Raw genomic sequence first — 19,998 nt, 5'->3', positions numbered from 1 at the left:
GGCTCCGGTCCGGCAGGCACCGAGACGGCCTTCTCCCCCTCCGTCTCATCGAAGGGTCCGCGCTCCCCCGCGTGGACCCTTTTCATCTTGCGGCCCTATCGGCCATCATGCCATTCAAGGCCATGGCCAGACAGCTCGATTACCATACGATCCGCGAGATATTCACCCGCTTTCAGGCGGCCGACCCCGAACCCAAGGGCGAGCTGGAGCATGTCAACGCCTATACGCTGGTCGTGGCGGTCGCCCTCTCGGCTCAGGCCACCGATGTCGGCGTGAACCGCGCCACCCGCGAATTGTTCAAGATCGCCGACACGCCGCAAAAGATGCTGGATCTGGGCGAGGCCGGCCTGATCGACCACATCAAGACCATCGGGCTGTACCGCAACAAGGCCAAGAACGTCATCAAGCTGTCCAAAATCCTGGTCGAGGAGTATGGTGGCGAGGTGCCCAATTCCCGCGCCGCCCTTCAGGCGCTTCCGGGGGTTGGTCGCAAGACCGCCAATGTGGTTCTGAACATGTGGTGGCATTATCCGGCGCAGGCAGTGGACACTCATATCTTCCGCGTCGGCAATCGTTCGGGCATCTGCCCCGGCAAGGACGTGGTCGCTGTCGAGCGTGCCATCGAAGACAATATCCCCGTCGACTTCCAGCAACATGCGCATCACTGGCTGATCCTGCATGGCCGCTATCATTGCAAGGCCCGCAAGCCGATGTGCCCCACCTGTATCATCCGTGATCTCTGCCAATTCGAGGACAAGACCCAATGACCAAGTATCAGGCCGTCGGTATCGGCAACGCCGTCGTCGACGTCATCAGCCAGTGTGACGATCATTTTCTGACCCGCATGGGCATCGACAAGGGCGTCATGCAGCTTGTCGAGCAAGAACGCGGAGAATTTCTCTTCGACGCCATGGAAAGCCGGCGCCAGATGCCGGGCGGCTCGGTGGCCAATACCATCGCTGGACTCGGCGCGATGGGCCTCAAGACCGGCTTCATCGGCCGGGTTCAGGATGACGAACTTGGGCGGTTCTATGCCGCCGCCATGGCCGAGGAGGGCACCGATTTCGTCAACGCCCCGGTGCCCGGCGGCGAATTTCCCACGTCGCGCTCGATGATCTTCGTCTCGCCCGATGGCGAACGGTCGATGAACACCTATCTTGGCATCTCTGCCGAACTTGGCCCCGACGATGTCGATGATGCCGTGGCCGGCGAGGCCGAGCTGTTGTTTCTCGAAGGCTATCTCTTCGACAAGCCCAAGGGCAAAGAGGCCTTTCACGCCGCCGCGCGCGCCTGCCGTGCGGGCGGTGGGGTGGCGGGCATCTCGTTGTCGGATCCGTTCTGCGTGGATCGGCACCGTGCCGATTTCCGCGCATTGGTCAAAGGGCTGGATATCGTGCTGGGCAACGAACACGAATGGCGCTCGCTCTATGAGACGGAAGATCTGGGCGCGGCGCTCGAACAGGCGGCGCAGGACAGCGATCTGATCGTCTGCACACGCTCGGGCCATGATGTGGTGATCGTGAAGGGTGCGGATACGGTAACTGTGCCCGTCAACCGCGTGACGCCACTGGATACGACCGGTGCGGGCGACCAATTCGCGGCAGGCTTTCTTTATGGTGTTGTCACGGGCAAGCCGCTGGACGTGGCGGGGCGCATGGGCTGCATCGCCGCCGCCGAGGTAATCGGCCATTACGGCGCCCGCCCGGAGGCGGATGTGCTGGAGATGTTCCGCGCCGAAGGCCTGGTCTGACCGCTGGCCCGGCCTGATGGCAGGGCGCGCGGACCCTTCTGGCTAACGCCTGAGCCGCTTGGCCAGGCGCCGGTGCGGGTGGCGAGGGTATGATGGGTATTTTCACCAAGAAGAAGACATGAGGCGCGCCCCCGAAGCCGCGGCATTCGGTCGGTGTCTGTCCCGATGCAGGCCGGGGCCCCGGGGGCGGCTTCTCCTTGGGCGGTCATCGGCTCCCCAGCCTGTACCGCCCTCTCACGTTACGCGCAGAAGGTTATCATATCCTTAAGCGCTTCTTCTTGGGCCAAATACCCCGGGGTGAATTGGCCGCAGGCCAAGAGGGGCAGAGCCCCTGATCACCCGCGTGATGCTGGAGCTGTCATTGCCGGAAAGCGGCGGATGGGGTCACTCGCCCAGCTTGGCATGGACCTCGTCAAGGTCGATCTCGCCCACCGGCATCTTGTTCGCCGGGTTTTCGAAGTCGTATTTGAACAGGTCGAAATCCCGGTGATAGATCTCGTAGACGAGATGCATCGACAGATCGTCGAAATAGTCCTCGACCGGGTGGGCGCGTTTGGGGCCATGACCCTCGGATTCGTTGAAGCGCGGGATCGTGTCCAGATCCACCGTGTGGGGGGTGGTGATCGCGTCTAGAACCTGCCCCATGCCGTCATTGAAGGCCTCGGTCCAGAAGATCTTGTCGTAGCGCCCGCCATTGACGATGAAGGTGGATACATGGCCCGACATGGACGACCAGTGAATGTCCGGCTCCATCGGGCGGCGCCAGCGGATCGTGTCGCGCGCGAACAGCAGAAAGCGGCGGAAGCTTTCGATCTGGTCGAACTCCTGCTTGCCGTCGTCGCCGCCCACTTCGATCCCGTATTTCTGCGTCAGCAGCGGCACCAGCTTGCCGCGGTACCGCTTGCCGTTGCGCTGTATGCCGCAGATCTTGTCGAAAAAGCTCGACAGGATCCGGGTATAGGGATTGCGCACGCAGGTGAACGCGTAGGACGCATGCGACTTTACATTGTCATTGATAAGCGCCTGACTTTCATCGCGCGCCCATTTGTGAAGGCCGGTGGCGGCATCATGGATGTCACCATCGAAGAATTCGCCATGGTCCGAGTAGTACATGATCTGTCCGATGGTCGAACAGGCGCATTTCGGAACCACCCGGTAAACCACACTTTCACTCTCGGTCATCCACGTTCCGGGAAAGCCCATGCCGTGATCTCCAAACCATTTACCCGAGTATTCAGGCAAAAACATTTCTAACCCGTTCAAAAAAGCAGAGAAAGCCTGTTTATTCAATTCCAGTTCAGGGGTATCACTCTAAAGCATTGCGATGGCAGGTGGTGTTCCGGTTCTGAAATGGCGAAAATCGCGTTCATACTTTTGTGTCACAAGGATCCGGACGCGATCATCGGGCAGGCCCGCATGTTGACGGCGGCCGGGGATTACATGTCGATCCATTTCGACGCCCGCGCCAAGCCGGAATATTACGACAGGATTCGCAACGCTCTGGCCGACAACCCCAACGTGACTTTCGCCAGAAAGCGCCTCAAATGCGGGTGGGGGGAATGGTCGCTGGTGCAGGCCACGCTGAATGCCGTCGAGGCGGCGGTCGATGCCTTTCCGCGCGCGACGCATTTCTACATGCTGTCCGGCGATTGCGCCGCGATCAAGTCCGCCCATTACGCGCATCAGTTTCTGGATGCCGAGGATGTCGATTACATCGAGAATTTCGATTACTTCGACAGCGACTGGATCAAGACCGGCATCAAGGAAGAGCGGTTGATCTATCGTCATTTCTTCAATGAAAGGACACAGCCGCGCCTGTTCTACGCGTCTTTCGGGCTGCAGAAACGTCTGGGACTGACGCGGCGCATCCCGGATGACATCGAGGTGCAGATCGGCAGCCAGTGGTGGTGCCTGCGCCGCCGCACGATCGAATGGATTCTGGATTTCACCCGCCGACGCCGTGACGTGATGCGTTTCTTTCGCACCACATGGATCCCCGACGAGACGTTTTTCCAGACATTGGTCAATCATCTCGTGCCCCAGAAAGAGATCCGCAGCCGGACACTGACCTTGCTGATGTTCACCGATTACGGGATGCCGGTGACCTTCTACAACGATCATTACGATCTGCTGCTCAGTCAGGACGCGCTTTTCGCTCGCAAGATCAGCCCCGAAGCGGTCGAGCTCAAGGCGCGCCTCGGCGCGCTCTATGCCGACGACACGGCCAGCTTCCAGATTTCCAACGAGGGCCGCAGCCTGTTTCAGTTTCTCACCGGGCGCGGCCGTATCGGGCGGCGCTTTGCCAGCCGGTTCTGGGAAACCGAAAGCACCCTTGGGCGCGACCGTACATTGCTGATCGTGGTGTGCAAGAAATGGCATGTCGCCAAACGGCTCTTGTCGATGGTCCGGCATGTCACCAACGTGCCCGCCATCGAATATCTCTTCCACGAGGAAGACACCGCCTTGCCCGACCTGGGCGGCATTCAGGCCAGTCTGGGCAAGCGAACGCGCCACCGCCGGGCCTTGATGCGGATGCTGTTCGACTATTTCGACACGGACAGCCTCATCGTCTGCATGGATCCGTCCAGCCTTGATCTGCTGCATGATTTCGCCTCGGACCGGTCCACCACCCGCATTCTCGAGGTGCAGTGCCAGTTCTCGAATGCATATCTCGAAGGTCATGCGCGGCGGGTTGGTCTGGCCGGTGAGCAGACGCCACGGGAAACCATGGAACGGCTGATGCCGACGATCCGCGGCGACATCAATTTCGAAAGCGACCGCATCCGCGACGCGGAATTCGAAAACCACATGATCCTGCGCGAAGGCGACGCGCCCGAACATCACGCGACCCTGCTCGCGCAGTTCCTTGATGTCGGGTATGACAAGGCGCTAGAGGTTGCCGAGACAAAGCACCTTTTCGCCGATTGAGGATTGCCCCATGCCCTACAGCTATGACGACCAGAACATCTTCGCCAAGATCCTGCGCGGCGAAATTCCCAACAAGACCGTTCTCGAAACCGATCACAGCCTTGCGTTTCACGATATTCAACCGCAAGCGCCGGTGCATGTGCTGGTGATCCCCAAAGGCCCGTATGTGTGCTACGATCACTTCGCGCAAGAGGCCTCGGATGCCGAAATCCTCGACTACACGCGCGCCATCGGCGAGGTGTGCCGCATGACCGGTGTCGAAGATGGTGGATTTCGCATGATCGCGAATGCGGGCGAGGCCGCTATTCAGGAAGTCCCGCATCTGCATGTGCATATCCTTGCGGGGCGTCCTCTGGGCCGGATGCTCCAGAAAGCCGATTGACCCCGAACATCAAAGAGGGGCGCAAGCTGCGCCCCTCCCCGATGTTTCAGAATGTGGCGTTGCGGGGTTATGATGCCGTATCGGGCAGGATACCGGCATCCACAGCGGCTGCGATTTCCGCCTCGCTCAGCGCGCCATCGGCGTCGGTGTCCAGCGCCGAAAATGTCCCCGCCTCGGCGTCGGGATAGGCGTCCTGAAATTCGGACATCGTCACCGCGCCGTCGCCATTCGCGTCCATTTCGGCCAGCACGGCTCCGGGCAGAGCGATGGCAAGTGCGAAAGTTGCGGCTGTCGTTGTCTTGAACATGGGATACTCCCTTTCCTCATGGCTTGTGTACGAGGGCGCAACGGCCCTCGACGATGCAGAGTGATGGGGATATCGCGGCCTGTCTTGCCGGCGTGCCGGATCGGCCGGAAAGCTGCGAAAAAAGGCCCAATCGCACCACTGGTGTCGGCGCATTGCTGCCGCCCGTCATGCCCTGCATGCCCGAAGGCGGGAACCTGCGCGCACTGCGCGTCCTTTTGGGCAAGGGACCGCGGAAAAGCGGCGCCCGCCCCGACCGGCAGAAAGGTGCCGCTCGCCGTTACAGCAACGAATCGACGGGCTTTATCATCCCGGTTTCGATCCCACGCCAGTTGGTGATCGGCGCGTTCATGAACTTGCGTGTCGCCGGGTGATCCGCGTCGAGCACGCCAAGCCGCACCAGCAGGGCCGCTATGGTGCATTCTGCGGCGCGTGTGCCCCCGTCGACGATCTTCAGCGCGATACCCAGCTTTCGGGTCGGAAGGATCGCGATGAAAAACGCTTCTGCCCCGGTCTTGAGCGCCACGGGTTCCTTGCAGGCCCGCATCAGCTCGGTGCAGGCGCGGCCTTCCCCTGCGACAAGATCGGGATGCGCGATCATCGCCTGCCACAGACGCACCGCGGCACTCTCGCGGGCGCTGCGCCCGTCCTCGGCGGCGGCGAACCGCGCCATCGCGCGGCCCATGCCATGCAGCGAGCTGGCGAAATTCGGCGCCGAACAGCCGTCGATCCCAAAGCCGGGGCTGGTCTCGCCGGTGATCTCTTCGAAGGCCTGCAGGCAGGCTTTCTGCACCTCGTGCTCCGGCTCCACATAGTCCGGACCCCATCCCATATGCTTGGCCAGCGTCAGGAAACCCGCATGTTTGCCCGAGCAGTTATTGTGCATCTGGCACGGTTCCTTACCCGCGCGGATCAGGGCGTTGCGGGCCTCGCTGTCCTTGGGCATATGCGCCCCGCAGCGGAAATCGTCATCCGACAGCCCCAGATCCGCCAGCCATGCGCCGACCCGGTCGGTATGGATCTCCGCCCCCTCATGCGAGGCGCAGGCCAGCGCCAGATGCTCAGCCGTAAGCCGGTGCGCCTCGGCAGCGCCGCTTTCGACCAGTGGCAGGGCCTGCAGCATCTTGGCCGAACTGCGCGGCAACACCACGGTTTCGGGATCGCCCCAGGCGTCCACGATCTCGCCCGCCGCATCGCAGATCACCGCATGTCCCCGATGAACGCTTTCGGCCAGCGGTCCGCGCCAGATTTCGGTCATTTTAACAGGTTCGGTCATATGGGCCTCTGCGTTTCGGTCGCGGCGCCGCTGTGCGGTTTTCCGCCAATTGCGTCTTTCATGTCTCGCCTGTTTCAGGCTAAACTTGCTATGTCGAGTATGAAAAGGCCGCGCAAGATACAACTCCCCTTCCAGAGGGTTGCGGCCCGAAGATTGAGGCTAAGGACAGCTTGGAGGCTGGACATATGGTATCACGAATAGCAGGCGGATTGGCTGGACTGGCCTTCGCCCTGATGGCGACAGCCGGTTTCGCCCAGAATGAAAGCACCAATCAGGTTGCGGCAGAAACCGCATGGAGCGTGTTCGAGGACAATGATCCGCGTGAATGCTGGGCCGTGTCGTCGCCCACCGAAACGGTCAACACAAAGGATGGCCGGGTCGTTGCCGTGCGTCGCGGGGATATCCTGCTGATGACATTCTATCGCCCCGATGCGGATGTGCAGGGGCAGGTGGCCTTTACCGGTGGTTATCCTTTCGCTGGCGGCTCCACGGTGAACGTCAATATCGGCGGCACCGAGTTCGAGCTGTTCACCGATGGCGAATGGGCCTGGCCTGCAAGCACATCGGATGACGCCAAGATCATCGCGGCGATGAAGCGCGGCACCGATGCGGTTTTCACGGCCCGCTCGTCCCGTGGCACCCAGACCAAGGATACGTTCTCTCTTCTGGGCTACACCGCCGCCGTCGAAGAGGCCGAACGCCGCTGCAAGTGATCTTGCACCGCTGCCGAACATGACTCAGGGCCCCTCGGGGCCCTGAATGGTTTCCGTTGCTGCCTTTGTGCCGTCAATTCACCGAAGTGCTTGCAGTCACAAAGAAATTCCCGGTCGGCACCACATGCCGGATCACCTTCAGCGCCGGGATCAACCCGCTTGGCGGGTTGCTGCAGGGATCGAAGGTGTGGTTGGCGGCCACCTTGATCTGACCCGAGGCATGCAGGCTGAGCCCGCTGTGATTGATCGTCGAAGATGAACTGCTCGCAGACAGGTGAATATCCCCATCGATCACGAAACCGACATTCGATCCGGCGAAATCGGCTGGTACATTCATGTCGGACTTGCCCAGAATAACGCTCTGCGCAGAGGCATCGCACACCCCCGTGGCGGTGCCGACCATGGCTCCCGAACTGGCGGTTATCGATGCGTTCGAGCTTTCCAGCGTCGTGAGGATCATCGAGGCCGCCACTTTCGCATTCGATCCGAAATCCAAGGCGCAATTGGTCACCACCGCCACGTCGCTGACGTCGATCGTGCCGCCGCCAAAACCGGATTTTTTCGTGTTCCCCTTTGGCGAGCCGAACTGGATCGACTTGGCCCCGCCCGAGCAGGAGACGTTATACATCAGACCGCTTGGAATCTTGGTCAGGGATTCGAAGTCCGACTGGCTCAGATTGATCCTCTGGCCCTTTTGCGTGATGCTGCCGGTGTTCACACCGATGGCGGCCAGCGGCGACAGGTCGCCAAGGGGCTTGTCCCGGAAAAAGCTATCTCTGATCGCGGTGTCGCCGGTCCCCAGAAACGCCTGCTCGACCGAGGCGATGTGATCCGACAGGTTCGGCATGATCAGGTTGCGCTCGAAGGATGCGCTTGTCGCTCCGGGATTGGCGGCGTCATCGCATTTTCCACCGCAATTATCCAGATTGGGCATGCTGATGCCTGTGCCCTTGGCGAAAGCATTCTTTTGCGGCATCCAGACCTTGTCCTGACTGTGCAGGCAATAGCCGGGGCCGAAATCGCTGCTCGAGGTCAGGTTCAACTCACCCTGCGCGTAAAGCCCGTCGGTACTGACGCATTTCTTGGTGCCGACAAAGGCCGCGACCCCGCGCGTCTTGACGTTCCATTGGGACAGATCGGTGCTGTCGCCCATATTCATGATATCAGCGATGCGCAGCAGGTAGGTCGGCACCGGGTTGCCCGAGTCTCCATCCCGGCGCAGCGTCACGGCGACGGCGTTCAGCGGGCCCGAGCCTCCCAACAGATCGGTGTCGGGATCATAATGCACAACCTCGATATCAGCCTGCGGGTTCGCGAACAGGTTGCCGTACCAGCTTTGCGGCATGTTCGCCTCGACCAGGGCGAAGGCGGCGTTATAGGCATTTGTCGCATCCCCGCCGCTGGCCAGTTGCACGGTCCCCGCATGCGCCGCGACATCGGCCGTCTGCTTGAGCATCTGCTGGTAACGCCAGAGGTTCGTGGCATCCAGCGCCACGCCCCCCAATAGCAATATCATCACCACGGCGAAGATGCCGAAAACCGATCCGGCACCGTCCTCCTGGTGCAGGATGCGGCGGCTTGTGCGGGATGTGTTGATCGCTCGGCTGCCCATCAGATCGGCTCCAGGGCCTGCGTGATCCGGGCGTTGATGTTCAAATCCCGGGCAAAGCCCATTCCATCGAAGATCATGATCGACTGTGCCGGCGCCGAAAGGGTGACCGTCACCGTCGAAGGCCCGTATTCGACTGTTGCCTTAGGCTGGCCGAAAAAGCTGCCTGCCCGTATCTCGGCGTAACTCTTGGCGGTGGTGCCATCCATCGCATGACGCGCGACCAGCCGGGCGGTATCGCGCGAGACGCTCCAATAGTTCGACTGGCTCATGAACAGCAGGCTGACATCGATCGCCAGCGCGAGAATCACCAGAAAAAGCGGCATCCACAGGACAAATTCGACCGAAACGGTGCCGTCGCTCTTTTTCCTGTAGACGCGCATGCATCTTGCAAGTCGCGGAAGAAAATTCATTGTCGTCGTCCTTCCCAATAATCGCCGCGCTCCAAAAACGCGGCGGGCAAGGGTCGGGCCATTCCGGAATTCAACACGATCGCACGCCAAAAGCGCTGCGGCCGTGCTTGGCCTTGCTTTAACAAAATACGAAAAGCGGGGTCAGTGCTCGTTACGTGACGGGGATAATCATCCCAGCAAACGCACTGGGCAATCGAAGACGCCCGAACTGGCCTACCGGAAAGTCACCTGACTTGCCAAGCGCTCAAGGTGATCGGCAAAGAGTGCGAATTCAGGCCGTAACTTTGGCGAAAAGAAGGCCAAAACATACAAATCCTGATGTTTTCCCGAGATATTTCATCTCGTGGCTGTGGCGTTTTTTTGCCCGCAACCGCAAGCGATATCATTTGCGCAAGCAGAACATCCGGCTCCCGTCCACGATTCGCAATTTGTCGCGCGGATCCTTCCAATCCGTCGGCGCAATCCGGGGGTCACGGCCGATCCGTGCCGGGACGGGGGGCTGCGGCGCGGCGCAAACGGTCGTTGATCGCCCGCCCCAGCCCGGCGTCGGGAATGGGCGATACCGCGATCGCGTCCGCGCCTTGCGCATCGAGCGCGTGCAGATGGCCAAAGAGGTTCGCCGCCGCTTCGCGCAGATCGCCCGTCGGTGACAGGTTCAGATCACACGCCACCGGCCCGAAGCCCAGCAACAGCTCTCCGTCCTGCCGTGTTTCCGCGTTCAGACGCACAGACGCCCCCGGCGCGTAATGCGAGGCAAGCTGACCGGGCGCGGAAATCGCGCTGCCGTCTGCGTGATGCCCCACCGGCTCGCCGATCACCGCTTCGATCTCTTCGGCGGAGATGCCTCCGGGGCGCAGCAGAACCGGACCATCGGCCAGCCCGAGGATCGTGGATTCCACACCCACATCACAGGCGCCGCCATCGAGCACCGCTTCGATCCGCCCGTCCAGCCCGGCGATCACATGCGCCGCAAGGGTCGGGCTGATCCGCCCCGACGGGTTCGCCGATGGCGCCGCGACCGGTCCCCCGAAGGTCCGCAGCAAGGCCTGCGCCACCGGATGCGCCGGCACCCGGATCGCCAGCGTGGGCAACTCGGCGGTGACCAGCGGCGACAACCCGGTGTCGGGCTTGAGCGGCAGCACCATCGTCAAAGGCCCGGGCCAGAACGCCCGCGCCAGCCGCTCTGCCAGATCGGACCATGTGACATAGGCCTGCGCCGCTTGTGCGCTCTCGACATGGACGATCAACGGATTGAAGCGTGGCCGCCCCTTGGCCTCGAAAATTCCGGCAACGGCCATATCGTTGCGCGCATCCCCTCCCAGCCCATAGACCGTCTCCGTCGGAAAGGCGACGCGCCCGCCCTCATGCAGGATTTCGGCGGCGCGGGCATAGCCCTGCGCATCCGGCAGGAGGCGTTCGGTGGAAAGGATCATGCGGGACTCTGACGCTGCGTTCCGGTTGCTGGTGGCGGTAGGTGGGCTAGTCTTGGCGGCGACAATCATGCATATACGGGTGCTGTGGCGATGCCAAGCCGCACCCTGTACCAAGATCAGGAGCGTTCAGATGCCATACCATGCCCCGGTCGCTGAATATCAGTTCATATTGGATCACGTCGTGGGACTGGATCAGGTGACCGCCACCGACCGCTTCGCCGACGCCACCCCCGATGTGACCGCCGCGATCCTGACCGAAGCGGGCCGCATGTCTCAGGAGGTGCTCTCTCCGCTCAACCGCAGCGGCGATCAGCACCCCGCCCGGCTGGAAAACGGCGTGCTGCGCACCTCTCCGGGCTTCGATCAGGGCTACAGGGCGATTGCCGACGGGGGCTGGGTGTCGATTTCCGCCCACCCCGATCATGGCGGCATGGGCCTGCCGATGGCGCTGGCCACCGCCGTGAACGAAATGATGAGTTCCGCCTGCCTTGCGCTTCAGATCATTCCCCTGATGACGCAGGGGCAGATCGACGCGCTCGAGCATCATGCCTCGGACGCTCTGAAACAGACCTACCTGCCCAAGCTGGTCAGCGGTGAATGGAACGGTACGATGAACCTGACCGAACCGCAGGCAGGTTCCGATGTCGGTGCCCTGACCACCAGCGCCGAGCCGCGCGGCGATGGGACATATGCGATCACCGGCCAGAAGATCTACATCAGCTGGGGCGACAACGATTTCACCGACAATGTCGTGCATCTGGTTCTGGCGCGCCTGCCCGACGGACCGCCGGGCACCAAGGGCATCAGCCTGTTTCTGGTGCCCAAGCTCATCCCCGACGAGCACGGCAAACCGGGCCGTGCCAATGATCTCAAGGTGGTCGGGGTCGAGCACAAGATGGGCCTGCATGGCAGCCCCACCTGCACCATGCAATATGACGGCGCGACCGGCTGGCTGGTGGGGCGCGAGCATGACGGGATGCGCGCCATGTTCACGATGATGAACAATGCCCGGCTTGGCGTGGGCGGGCAGGGGATCGGCGTGGCCGAGGCCGCCTTGCAACACGCCCTGGCCTATGCCACCGACCGCAAACAGGGCCGCACGCCCGTCGAGGGCGGCACCGGCGCGATCGTCGATCATGCCGATGTGCGACGGATGCTGACCACCATGAAGGCCGATATCTTCGCCGCCCGCGCCATCGCCCTGGCCTGCGCCGTGGCCATCGACATGGAAACCGCAACCGGCGCCCCCGACTGGTCGGCGCGCGCGGCCTTTCTTACGCCCATCGCCAAGGCTTTCGGCACGGATACCGGCATCGAGGTGGCCAATCTGGGGGTGCAGGTGCATGGCGGCATGGGCTTTGTCGAAGAGACCGGCGCCGCGCAATATCTGCGCGACGTGCGCGTGACCGCCATCTACGAAGGCACCAACGGCATTCAGGCGATGGATCTCGCCGCGCGCAAGCTGATGGATGGCGGCGAGGCGGCCCATGCGCTCATCGACGAGATCGAGGCGCAGGCCGAAGCCGCCCGTGCCACTCTGCCGGATCTGGCCGAGCCTTTGTGGCAGGCGTCCGAAACGCTGCGCGAGGGGCTGGACTGGATGATTGCGCAGTCCGACCTGACCCAGCGATTCGCCGGGGCCGTGCCTTTCCTGCGGGCCTTCGCGCGTGTGCTTGGCGGGCATTACCACCTTGCCGCCGCCATGGCCGAAACCGCCGCGGGGCAGGACAATGGCCCGCGCACGCGGCTCGCCCGGTTCTACCTCACCCGCCTTTTGCCGGAACATGCCGGGCTTCTGGCCCATGCCACCGCCGGGGCCGATGATCTTTATGCGCTCTCGCCCGACGATCTGGCCGCGTGATGGACGGGGCAGGCGGCACCTTGCGCTATCCCTGGCCCGAGGCGCCCGAGCATGGCGCCGCGATCCAGGTGGCGCCGGGCGTGCTGTGGATCCGGTTGCCGCTGCCGATGGCTCTGGATCACGTCAATATCTATGCCCTCGATGACGGCGACAGCTGGACCATCGTGGATACCGGCATCCACTCGCGCCGCTCTGTCGCCCTTTGGGAACAGGTGCTTGCCGGTCCCTTGCAGGGCAGGCCCGTCTCGCGGGTGATCCTCACCCATCACCACCCCGATCATATCGGCATGGCGGGCTGGCTCATGGACCGCTTCGGCGCCGAACTGGTCACGACCCGCACCGCATGGCTCATGGCGCGGATGCTGATCCTCGATGTCGAAGAGCGTCCGACGCCGCAGGCGCTGGCCCATTGGCGCGCCGCAGGCATGGACGCGGCGATCTATGAGGCCCGCAAAGCCGCGCGCCCCTATAATTTCGCCGATACCTGTCACCCGATCCCGGTGGGCTACACGCGTCTGGCGCAGGGTGACAGCCTGCAGGCGGGTGGGCGCGTCTGGGATGTGCATATCGGCAATGGTCACGCGCCCGAGCATCTGACCCTCTGGAGCCGCGATGACAATCTGGTCATCTCCGGGGATCAGATCATCGCCTCCATCAGCCCCAATATCGGCGTCTATCCCACCGAGCCGGATGCCGATCCCGTGGCCGACTGGCTGGAAGCCTGCGGGCGGCTGGCGGCGCTGGCCCATGAGGATCATCTGGTGCTCGCCGGTCACAAGCTGCCGTTCACCGGCCTGCCTGTGCGGATGCGTCAGTTGATCGAGAATCACCACGGCGCGCTCGATCGCCTGCGCGCCCATCTCTCAACGCCCCGCACCGCCGCCGAGTGTTTCGCGCCCTTGTTCAAACGCCGGATCGATGAAGGCACCTATGGCCTTGCTCTGGTCGAGGCGGTGGCCCATCTCAACCATCTGCTCCATGCGGGCGAGGTGACCCGCACCCGCCGCGCCGACGGCGCATGGCTCTGGCAGGCGAAGTCCTGACAGGTTCGCCCGTGGTGAACCGCCCTTGTCATGCGCTGGATCACGGCTTGAAAAATCGTTGGAAACTGCGGCAGCTTGGCGGGTGACAGCCCTTTGGAAATGCAGTATCCAGATGTCGGATTTTTCGGGCGATGCCCAAGACGAAGGACACGGAAACATGGCTGAACACAAGCATGGCGAGATGAACATCGAAGTGCAGGAAAAAACCTTCGAGGGTTTCATCAAATGGGTCACATGGACTGCGGTCGGCTGCATCGTGCTCCTGCTGTTCATCGCGATGGTCAACGGCTGAGGCTTGTCGTCTCGTCGCAGGCGGGAGTGTCGGTGATGCGCGGTTGGATCGTTGCGATATGCGCCTGCGTGATGCTGGCCGGATGCGTGGGCCAAGAGGTCTGGGCGCCTGATGACGCCGTGGCCAAGGCGGCCTATCGCCATGACGGCCCGCCGCGCCTCACGCTATATACGATGATCAACAACCGCACCGGCGCCGGGGCGCATACGTCCTTGATGATCAACGGGTCGCAGCGGGTGATCTTCGATCCGGCGGGTTCGTTCAAACACGAAACCCTGCCGGAACGAAACGACGTGGTCTATGGCATCACGCCCCCCGTCGAAGATGTCTACACGCGCTATCATGCGCGTGAAACATATCATGTGCTGGTGCAGAACCTCGATGTGCCGGCCGAAACCGCCGAACGCGTGTTCCGTCTCGCGCAATCCTATGGTGCGGTGCCGTCGGCGCAATGTGCGCGCTCCACATCCACGATCCTGTCGCAAGTTTATCCCGGTGTCGTGCGCCCCACATGGTCTCCGGTCCGACTGGCCGAGGATTTCGCCACCCTTCCGGGTGTGACCGAACGCCGGCTGCGCGAATATGACAGCGATGACAACAGCAAGGTGCTGGACGACTGGGATCCAAACCGCGTCGCACAGGCCGCAACAGGCGGCTGATCGCGGCGTTATCCCAACAGATACAGCCCACCATAAAGCGCGGCCGCCCCCAGACAGATCGACAGCACAACGTTGCGCGTCCAAAGTCCTGCCGCCAGCGTGACGAGCGCCGCCGCAAGGCGCGGCGCGTCAAGCTGTCCTCCCGTGGCCTCGGGCCACACCACCAGCGGCGCCACCAGCCCCGGCAGCACCGCCACCGCCGTATAGCGCAGATGCCGAAGCACCCATGCCGGCAAGGGCCTGTCCCCCACCAGCCCGGTGAACACGAAGCGCAGCCCGAAACTGCCCAGTCCCAGCAGAATGATGACGGTCCAGAGTGCTACGGGATCGATCATTTCTCGGCCCTCCGTTCAGCCCTCTGCTCGGCCCGCCGCTCCACCTCGGCCCCGGCCATCATGGCAAGGATACCCGCCGCCAGCAGCCCGAGGTTATAGGGCAGGAACGCCAGCACCAGCGCGGCCACGACCGATACCAGCGCCGCGGCCACATGCGCGCGGGTCCGCAGCATCGGCGCGATGATCGCCAGAAAGGTGATCGGTATCGCGAAATCCAGCGCCAGCCCTTCAGGGATGGCGCTGCCGATCACCGCGCCCACCACCGTGAACGCGTACCACAGCGGGCAGATCGGCACGGCCACCGCAAAGAAATAGGTCAGGCGCTGTCCCACCGTCCAATCCGGGCTCTGCTCGAATTTTACGATCGAACAGGCATAAGTCTGATCGACCGTGAAATACGCCGCCAACGCCCGTTGCCACAGGCGCGCACCCCCCAGATACGGCGTCAGCGAGGCCGAATACATCGCCATCCGCAAATTCACCGCCAAGGCGGAAATAAGCACGATCACCGTCGGCACATCGTTGCGCAGCAATTCCACCGCCGTGAACTGCGCCGCGCCCGCGATCACCAGAACCGAGAATGTCAGCGTCTCGAACACGCTCAGCCCGGCCTCGGTCGCCACCACGCCGAACAGGGTCGAGAACGGAATGATCACAAGGATGAAGGGCGCGCCGTCCCGCACACCCTGCCAAAAGATCGATTTGGTGGTTTCCGTCGTCACGTTCCCGCCTTAGATTGCCCAACGCATGGCTCCGGCCTAGACCGAAGCTCAGGGAGATGCAATTGGCGACACAGGACAATATCTCGGGCTATCTGATCGCGCCGGTTCCGGGCGCGCCGCGCCTGACACGTGCTGTCGATGGCGTGGATCACGACGGCAAGCCCACCACCATTTCCGTGGTCGAGGAACGCCCCCTGACGATCTTTCTCAACGGTCAGGAAATCGTCACCGCCATGACGATCGGGGATTATCCCGAATACCTGGCGCTCGGGTTCCTGCGTAATCAGGGGATGCTGCGGGCAGATGAAACCGTGCACCGCGTGGAGTATGACGAGGATCTCGATACGGTCGTGGTGCGCACCGACGGGCAGACCACCTTCGAAGAGAAGCTCAAGAAAAAGACCCGCACCTCGGGCTGTGCCGTGGGCACCGTGTTCGGCGACATGATGGAGGGGCTCGAAAAGGTCACCCTGCCCGACATACAGGTGCGGACCTCGGATCTCTATGCGCTGGCCTCGATCATCAACCGCACGCCGTCTCTCTATCTCGAGGCGGGGGCGATCCACGGCACCGTGCTCTGCCAAGGCGACCGCCCGCTTGTCTACATGGAGGATGTGGGCCGCCACAATGCCGTCGACAAGATCGCCGGCTGGATGTTCTCCGAAGGGGTCGGGCCGGGCGACAAGACGCTGTACACCACCGGGCGACTGACCTCGGAAATGGTCATCAAGACCGCTCTGATGGGCATTCCCGTGCTGGCCTCGCGGTCGGGCTTCACCGCCTGGGGCGTGGAAATCGCGCGTCAGGTGGGCCTCACTCTCATCGGCCGTATGCGTGGGCGGCGCTTTGTCTGCCTGGCCGGGGAAGAGCGCCTTTTGCGTGACGCCGATCCCGACGCCGTGCCCGACGAAGACCGCAAGCACCGCCGCAAGGGGGGCATGGAATGAGCCTGCCGCTCGGCGTGATCCTTGCCGGCGGTCAGGCCACCCGCATGGGCGGAGGCGACAAGGGCCTGCTGCCCTTGGGCGACACGACGATCCTCGGCCATGTGACCCGTCGGCTCTCACCACAGGTGGCGGGGCTGGCGCTCAATGCCAATGGCGATCCCGCCCGTTTCGCGTCGCTTGGCCTGCCCGTTCTGCCCGACAGCATCGCCGATTTCCCCGGCCCTCTCGCGGGCGTTCTCGCAGGGCTCGACTGGGCCGCGTCCATGGGCGCCGAGACCATCGTGACCGTCGCCGCCGACACGCCGTTCTTCCCCTCCGACCTGGTCGCCCGTCTATGCCACGAGGGGCGGGACATGACGCATCCGCTGGTGCTGGCCGCCACACCGCGCCCCGACAATGAGCGCACCAAATCCATGAGCCGCTCCGGGCTGATCCGTCATCCCACCTTCGGCCTCTGGCCCGTCGCCCTGCGGGACGATCTGCGCCGCGCCCTCTCGGATGGTCTGCGCAAGGTCGTTCTCTGGACCGAGAAACATTCGGGCCGCGAGGCGCTCTTCGAGGGGCCGGGCGATCCCTTCTTCAACGTCAACACGCCCGAAGACCTGCAAAAGGCGCGGGCCATGCTGGAGTCCGCGTCATGAGGATATACGGCGTCGTCGGCTGGAAGAACGCCGGCAAGACGGGGCTCATGGAACGCCTCGTGACCGAAATCACGGGCCGCGGCATTTCCGTCTCGACGGTCAAGCACGCCCATCACAGCTTCGATGTGGACCACCCCGGCAAGGACAGCCACCGTCACCGCATTGCAGGAGCGACCGAGGTGCTTCTGGCCTCGCGCAATCGCGTCGCCCTGATGCATGAATTGCGCGACACGCCCGAGCCGTCCCTTGCCGATCTGCTGGCCAGGCTGTCGCCGGTCGATCTGATCCTCGTCGAAGGCTACAAGCGCGACACTCATCCCAAGGTGGAAGCGCATCGCGCCGTCACGGGAAATCCCCTGATCGCGCCCGACGATCCCACCGTGCGCGCCGTGGCCAGCGACACGGCTCTCGATCTGGACCGCCCGGTATTCGATCTCGACGACACCGTGGCCATCGCCGATTTCATCCTGTCCGAGGTCGGTCTGTGACCTCATTCGATACGGTCGCGATCGTCGACTGGTCGGGCGGCAACGACACCGGCCCGCGCCCGCGCCGCGATGCGATCTGGCTGGGGCTCACCCGGCTGGGGCAGGACCAGCCGCCCGCCTATCTGCGCAACCGCACCGCGGCGGAAACCGCCCTCGCCAACCTGATTGACACCGAACGCTCGGCGGGCCGCAGGCTCCTGATCGGCTTCGATTTCCCCTTCGCCTATCCGTCGGGCTTTGCGCAGGCGCTCACCGGCCGGGCCGATCCCCTTGCCGTCTGGGACTGGCTCGAGGCGCAGATCACCGACACGCCCCGCGCCAACAACCGGTTCGAGGTCGCAGGCGCCATCAATCGCGCCCTGGGGCAGGGCCGTGGCCCCTTCTGGGGCAATGCGCGCCCCCGCCATGACATTGCGGGCCTGCCGCGCACCAAGTCGGGCTACGCCAACCCGTTTCCCGACCGCCGCGCCGTGGAACGCGCCGCCCCCGGCAGCTTCACCTGCTGGCAACTGGCCGGTGCAGGCGCTGTTGGCTCCCAGGTTCTGATGGGCCTGCCGGTGCTCACCCGGTTGCGGCGCCGCTTTGCAGGACATATCGCAATCTGGCCGTTCGAGTCCCTGGATGCGCCGGTGGCCTTCGTCGAAATCTGGCCCAGCCTGATCGCTGGCGCCGTCAGACGCGCCGAGGCTGAGGGCGGCATCCGCGACGCGCATCAGGTCCGTCTGCTGGCGCGGGCGCTCTCGCGCTTGCCTGCGCCTGCGCTGCGCGCCATGTTGCAGGTGGACGCACCCGAGGAGGGCTGGATCATGGGCCTTGGCCATGAGGACAAACTCGAACAGGCGGCCGCCGCCGAAACGGGCGCCGCCACCCCGCTGGCGCCGCCGCCGCTGCGCGACGATTGCTTCGCGCTGCCCGCCGGTGTGGACTGGACCCCGGTGGACGACGCATTGGCGCTCTTGCGCACCCGCCTGCATCCGGTCGTCGCACAGACCGAACTGCCCCTCTCCGGGGCGCTTGGCCGCATCCTCTCGCGGGATGTCACCGCTTTGCGCGCCAACCCGCCCCAGCCCAATACCGCCGTCGACGGCTACGGCTTCGCCCATGCCTCGCTCACCACCGGCGATCAGGTGCTGCCCCTTGTCCAGGGCCGCGCCGCCGCCGGCCTGCCCTTTGACGGCACCGTGCCGCCCGGTCATGCGATCCGCGTGCTGACCGGTGCCGCGCTGCCCGAAGGTGTCGATACCGTCATCCTGCAAGAGGATGTGACCGCCACCGACACCCATATCGCCTTCCGCCCCGGCCTCAAGCCCGGCGCCAATACCCGCCGCGCGGGCGAAGACGTGACCGCCGGCACCCCCATCCTCTCCGCGGGTCGCCGGCTGACCCCGGCCGATCTGGCGTTGGCCTCCGCCACCGGCCACGCCACCCTGCCGGTGCATGAGCGCCTGCGCGTTGCGATCATTTCCACCGGCGACGAACTGGTCGAGCCGGGCGATCCTGCTGGGCTCGGGCAGATCTTCGATGCCAACCGCCCGATGCTCCTTGGCCTGATGCAGCAATTTGGCTTCGAGGTGCTCGATCTGGGCCGCGTCCCCGACAATCGCGCCGCCCTTCGCGCCGCCCTCGATCGCGGCGCATCGGGGGCCGATGTGATCCTCACCTCCGGCGGCGCCTCCTCGGGCGACGAAGACCATGTCTCGGCCCTGCTGAACGAGGCGGGCGCCATGACCGAATGGCGCATCGCCGTGAAACCGGGCCGCCCGCTGGCGCTTGGCCTGTGGTCCGGCACGCCGGTCTTCGGCCTGCCCGGCAATCCTGTGGCGGCGCTTGTCTGCACGCTGATCTTCGCGCGCCCCGCCATGGCGCGTCTTGCCGGTGCGGACTGGCAGACGCCGCAGGGCTTCGATCTGCCCGCCGGCTTCGAGAAATCCAAGAAACCGGGCCGCCGCGAATATCTGCGTGCGCGGATGCGCGATGGCCGCGCCGAGGTGTTCAAATCCGAAGGCTCGGGCCGGATCAGCGGCCTCAGCTGGGCCGAAGGTCTGGTCGAACTGCCCGATGGCGCTGCCCATATCACCCCGGGAACCCCGGTGCGCTTCCTGCCCTTCGGCAGCTTCCTCTGACCGCAATCCCCCGCAGCGCCCTGTCGTTTCTTCTGGCCTGAAATATCCCGGGGGAGGCGTTGAAATCCCCCTTGAGGGA

Annotated in this window: 21 protein-coding genes; 13 read left to right on the top strand and 8 right to left on the bottom strand. The window is 63.8% G+C overall.

Translation table 11 applies throughout. From position 1 onward, the window contains the following. The first annotated feature begins 122 nt into the window (after positions 1-122). The gene (gene nth / locus F3H35_RS02480) at positions 123-767 is read left to right on the top strand and encodes an endonuclease III (RefSeq protein WP_037295017.1); all 645 of its coding nucleotides are present in this window, start codon (positions 123-125) and stop codon (positions 765-767) included. Further along, on the top strand, positions 764-1,750 hold the full coding sequence (locus F3H35_RS02475) for an adenosine kinase (protein WP_149778059.1): 987 nt from the start codon (positions 764-766) through the stop codon (positions 1,748-1,750). The genes nth and F3H35_RS02475 overlap by 4 nt, the downstream gene beginning before the upstream one ends. 384 nt (positions 1,751-2,134) lie before the next feature. On the opposite strand, the gene F3H35_RS02470 is transcribed toward F3H35_RS02475, so the two are convergent. Then, positions 2,135-2,953, bottom strand: coding sequence for a sulfotransferase family protein (locus F3H35_RS02470; RefSeq protein WP_149778381.1), 819 nt, complete (start codon positions 2,951-2,953; stop codon positions 2,135-2,137). Between the two features lie 147 nt (positions 2,954-3,100). Between F3H35_RS02470 and F3H35_RS02465 the strand changes: the two genes are divergently transcribed. After that, positions 3,101-4,678 (top strand): DUF5928 domain-containing protein, encoded by a 1,578-nt coding sequence (locus F3H35_RS02465; RefSeq protein WP_149778058.1) that lies wholly within the window; start codon positions 3,101-3,103, stop codon positions 4,676-4,678. A gap of 10 nt (positions 4,679-4,688) precedes the next feature. Next, the gene (locus tag F3H35_RS02460; RefSeq protein WP_149778057.1) at positions 4,689-5,060 is read left to right on the top strand and encodes an HIT domain-containing protein; all 372 of its coding nucleotides are present in this window, start codon (positions 4,689-4,691) and stop codon (positions 5,058-5,060) included. A 67-nt stretch (positions 5,061-5,127) separates the two neighbouring features. Here the strand turns inward: F3H35_RS02460 and F3H35_RS02455 are convergent, their stop codons facing one another. Beyond that, positions 5,128-5,367 (bottom strand): EF-hand domain-containing protein, encoded by a 240-nt coding sequence (locus tag F3H35_RS02455; RefSeq protein ID WP_149778056.1) that lies wholly within the window; start codon positions 5,365-5,367, stop codon positions 5,128-5,130. 277 nt (positions 5,368-5,644) lie between these two features. Further along, a complete protein-coding gene (locus F3H35_RS02450; RefSeq protein WP_149778055.1) occupies positions 5,645-6,640 on the bottom strand; it encodes an asparaginase in 996 nt (331 codons plus the stop codon). A 185-nt stretch (positions 6,641-6,825) separates the two neighbouring features. Here F3H35_RS02450 and F3H35_RS02445 point away from each other — a divergent pair, with 185 nt between their 5' ends. Then, the gene (locus F3H35_RS02445) at positions 6,826-7,353 is read left to right on the top strand and encodes an invasion associated locus B family protein (RefSeq protein WP_149778054.1); all 528 of its coding nucleotides are present in this window, start codon (positions 6,826-6,828) and stop codon (positions 7,351-7,353) included. Positions 7,354-7,426: 73 nt separating this feature from the next. On the opposite strand, the gene F3H35_RS02440 is transcribed toward F3H35_RS02445, so the two are convergent. The 3 genes from F3H35_RS02440 to F3H35_RS02430 all read right to left on the bottom strand — a co-directional run bounded on the left by F3H35_RS02440 (position 7,427) and on the right by F3H35_RS02430 (position 10,808). Continuing rightward, positions 7,427-8,965 carry a hypothetical protein gene (locus tag F3H35_RS02440; protein ID WP_149778053.1) on the bottom strand — a complete coding sequence of 513 codons (1,539 nt, stop codon included), beginning with the start codon at positions 8,963-8,965 and terminating at the stop codon, positions 7,427-7,429. Continuing rightward, on the bottom strand, positions 8,965-9,375 hold the full coding sequence (locus tag F3H35_RS02435; protein ID WP_149778052.1) for a TadE/TadG family type IV pilus assembly protein: 411 nt from the start codon (positions 9,373-9,375) through the stop codon (positions 8,965-8,967). Before F3H35_RS02435 ends, F3H35_RS02440 begins: the two co-directional genes overlap by 1 nt. A gap of 470 nt (positions 9,376-9,845) precedes the next feature. After that, positions 9,846-10,808, bottom strand: a complete 963-nt coding sequence (locus F3H35_RS02430; RefSeq protein ID WP_149778051.1) for an L-threonylcarbamoyladenylate synthase — start codon at positions 10,806-10,808, stop codon at positions 9,846-9,848. Between the two features lie 130 nt (positions 10,809-10,938). Here F3H35_RS02430 and F3H35_RS02425 point away from each other — a divergent pair, with 130 nt between their 5' ends. From F3H35_RS02425 to F3H35_RS02410, 4 genes are all read left to right on the top strand, one after another. After that, positions 10,939-12,669 carry an acyl-CoA dehydrogenase gene (locus F3H35_RS02425; protein ID WP_149778050.1) on the top strand — a complete coding sequence of 577 codons (1,731 nt, stop codon included), beginning with the start codon at positions 10,939-10,941 and terminating at the stop codon, positions 12,667-12,669. Further along, positions 12,669-13,712 (top strand): MBL fold metallo-hydrolase, encoded by a 1,044-nt coding sequence (locus F3H35_RS02420; protein ID WP_149778380.1) that lies wholly within the window; start codon positions 12,669-12,671, stop codon positions 13,710-13,712. The genes F3H35_RS02425 and F3H35_RS02420 overlap by 1 nt, the downstream gene beginning before the upstream one ends. A gap of 157 nt (positions 13,713-13,869) precedes the next feature. After that, positions 13,870-14,004, top strand: a complete 135-nt coding sequence (locus F3H35_RS02415) for an aa3-type cytochrome c oxidase subunit IV (protein WP_149778049.1) — start codon at positions 13,870-13,872, stop codon at positions 14,002-14,004. A 35-nt stretch (positions 14,005-14,039) separates the two neighbouring features. After that, entirely contained in the window at positions 14,040-14,663 is a 624-nt protein-coding gene (locus tag F3H35_RS02410; protein WP_149778048.1) for a hypothetical protein, read from the top strand. Between the two features lie 8 nt (positions 14,664-14,671). Here F3H35_RS02410 and F3H35_RS02405 read toward each other — a convergent pair whose 3' ends face one another. Beyond that, on the bottom strand, positions 14,672-14,998 hold the full coding sequence (locus F3H35_RS02405; protein ID WP_149778047.1) for an AzlD domain-containing protein: 327 nt from the start codon (positions 14,996-14,998) through the stop codon (positions 14,672-14,674). After that, positions 14,995-15,720 carry an AzlC family ABC transporter permease gene (locus F3H35_RS02400; protein ID WP_149778046.1) on the bottom strand — a complete coding sequence of 242 codons (726 nt, stop codon included), beginning with the start codon at positions 15,718-15,720 and terminating at the stop codon, positions 14,995-14,997. The genes F3H35_RS02405 and F3H35_RS02400 overlap by 4 nt, the downstream gene beginning before the upstream one ends. A gap of 56 nt (positions 15,721-15,776) precedes the next feature. On the opposite strand from F3H35_RS02400, the gene F3H35_RS02395 reads away from it, so the two are divergent. Genes F3H35_RS02395 through F3H35_RS02380 form a run of 4 tightly spaced genes read left to right on the top strand, consistent with a single transcriptional unit; the run spans position 15,777 to position 19,919 of the window. Then, entirely contained in the window at positions 15,777-16,667 is an 891-nt protein-coding gene (locus F3H35_RS02395) for a formate dehydrogenase accessory sulfurtransferase FdhD (RefSeq protein WP_149778045.1), read from the top strand. Next, positions 16,664-17,308: a molybdenum cofactor guanylyltransferase MobA gene (gene mobA, locus F3H35_RS02390; protein WP_149778044.1), complete on the top strand. Its 645-nt coding sequence runs from the start codon at positions 16,664-16,666 to the stop codon at positions 17,306-17,308. Before F3H35_RS02395 ends, mobA begins: the two co-directional genes overlap by 4 nt. Beyond that, a complete protein-coding gene (gene mobB / locus F3H35_RS02385; RefSeq protein ID WP_149778043.1) occupies positions 17,305-17,796 on the top strand; it encodes a molybdopterin-guanine dinucleotide biosynthesis protein B in 492 nt (163 codons plus the stop codon). The genes mobA and mobB overlap by 4 nt, the downstream gene beginning before the upstream one ends. Next, entirely contained in the window at positions 17,793-19,919 is a 2,127-nt protein-coding gene (locus F3H35_RS02380) for a molybdopterin-binding protein (RefSeq protein ID WP_149778042.1), read from the top strand. Before mobB ends, F3H35_RS02380 begins: the two co-directional genes overlap by 4 nt. The last annotated feature ends 79 nt before the right edge of the window (positions 19,920-19,998 follow it).

The sequence above is a fragment of the Roseovarius litoreus genome, from assembly GCF_900142765.1.
Lineage (GTDB): Bacteria > Pseudomonadota > Alphaproteobacteria > Rhodobacterales > Rhodobacteraceae > Roseovarius > Roseovarius litoreus.
Note: the sequence above shows the minus strand (reverse complement) of the source record. Positions and strands in the feature narration are given on the sequence as shown.

Coding starts and splice junctions, on each gene's coding strand:
- F3H35_RS02415 (WP_149778049.1), top strand. CDS start 13,870: ATGGCTGAACACAAGCATGGCGAGATGAACATCGAAGTGCAGGAAAAA.
- F3H35_RS02420 (WP_149778380.1), top strand. CDS start 12,669: ATGGACGGGGCAGGCGGCACCTTGCGCTATCCCTGGCCCGAGGCGCCC.
- F3H35_RS02435 (WP_149778052.1), bottom strand. CDS start 9,375: ATGAATTTTCTTCCGCGACTTGCAAGATGCATGCGCGTCTACAGGAAA.
- mobB (WP_149778043.1), top strand. CDS start 17,305: ATGAGGATATACGGCGTCGTCGGCTGGAAGAACGCCGGCAAGACGGGG.
- F3H35_RS02465 (WP_149778058.1), top strand. CDS start 3,101: ATGGCGAAAATCGCGTTCATACTTTTGTGTCACAAGGATCCGGACGCG.
- F3H35_RS02395 (WP_149778045.1), top strand. CDS start 15,777: ATGCAATTGGCGACACAGGACAATATCTCGGGCTATCTGATCGCGCCG.
- F3H35_RS02430 (WP_149778051.1), bottom strand. CDS start 10,808: ATGATCCTTTCCACCGAACGCCTCCTGCCGGATGCGCAGGGCTATGCC.
- F3H35_RS02475 (WP_149778059.1), top strand. CDS start 764: ATGACCAAGTATCAGGCCGTCGGTATCGGCAACGCCGTCGTCGACGTC.
- F3H35_RS02455 (WP_149778056.1), bottom strand. CDS start 5,367: ATGTTCAAGACAACGACAGCCGCAACTTTCGCACTTGCCATCGCTCTG.
- F3H35_RS02470 (WP_149778381.1), bottom strand. CDS start 2,953: ATGGGCTTTCCCGGAACGTGGATGACCGAGAGTGAAAGTGTGGTTTAC.
- F3H35_RS02405 (WP_149778047.1), bottom strand. CDS start 14,998: ATGATCGATCCCGTAGCACTCTGGACCGTCATCATTCTGCTGGGACTG.
- F3H35_RS02460 (WP_149778057.1), top strand. CDS start 4,689: ATGCCCTACAGCTATGACGACCAGAACATCTTCGCCAAGATCCTGCGC.
- nth (WP_037295017.1), top strand. CDS start 123: ATGGCCAGACAGCTCGATTACCATACGATCCGCGAGATATTCACCCGC.
- F3H35_RS02410 (WP_149778048.1), top strand. CDS start 14,040: ATGCGCGGTTGGATCGTTGCGATATGCGCCTGCGTGATGCTGGCCGGA.
- F3H35_RS02440 (WP_149778053.1), bottom strand. CDS start 8,965: ATGGGCAGCCGAGCGATCAACACATCCCGCACAAGCCGCCGCATCCTG.
- mobA (WP_149778044.1), top strand. CDS start 16,664: ATGAGCCTGCCGCTCGGCGTGATCCTTGCCGGCGGTCAGGCCACCCGC.
- F3H35_RS02445 (WP_149778054.1), top strand. CDS start 6,826: ATGGTATCACGAATAGCAGGCGGATTGGCTGGACTGGCCTTCGCCCTG.
- F3H35_RS02425 (WP_149778050.1), top strand. CDS start 10,939: ATGCCATACCATGCCCCGGTCGCTGAATATCAGTTCATATTGGATCAC.
- F3H35_RS02450 (WP_149778055.1), bottom strand. CDS start 6,640: ATGACCGAACCTGTTAAAATGACCGAAATCTGGCGCGGACCGCTGGCC.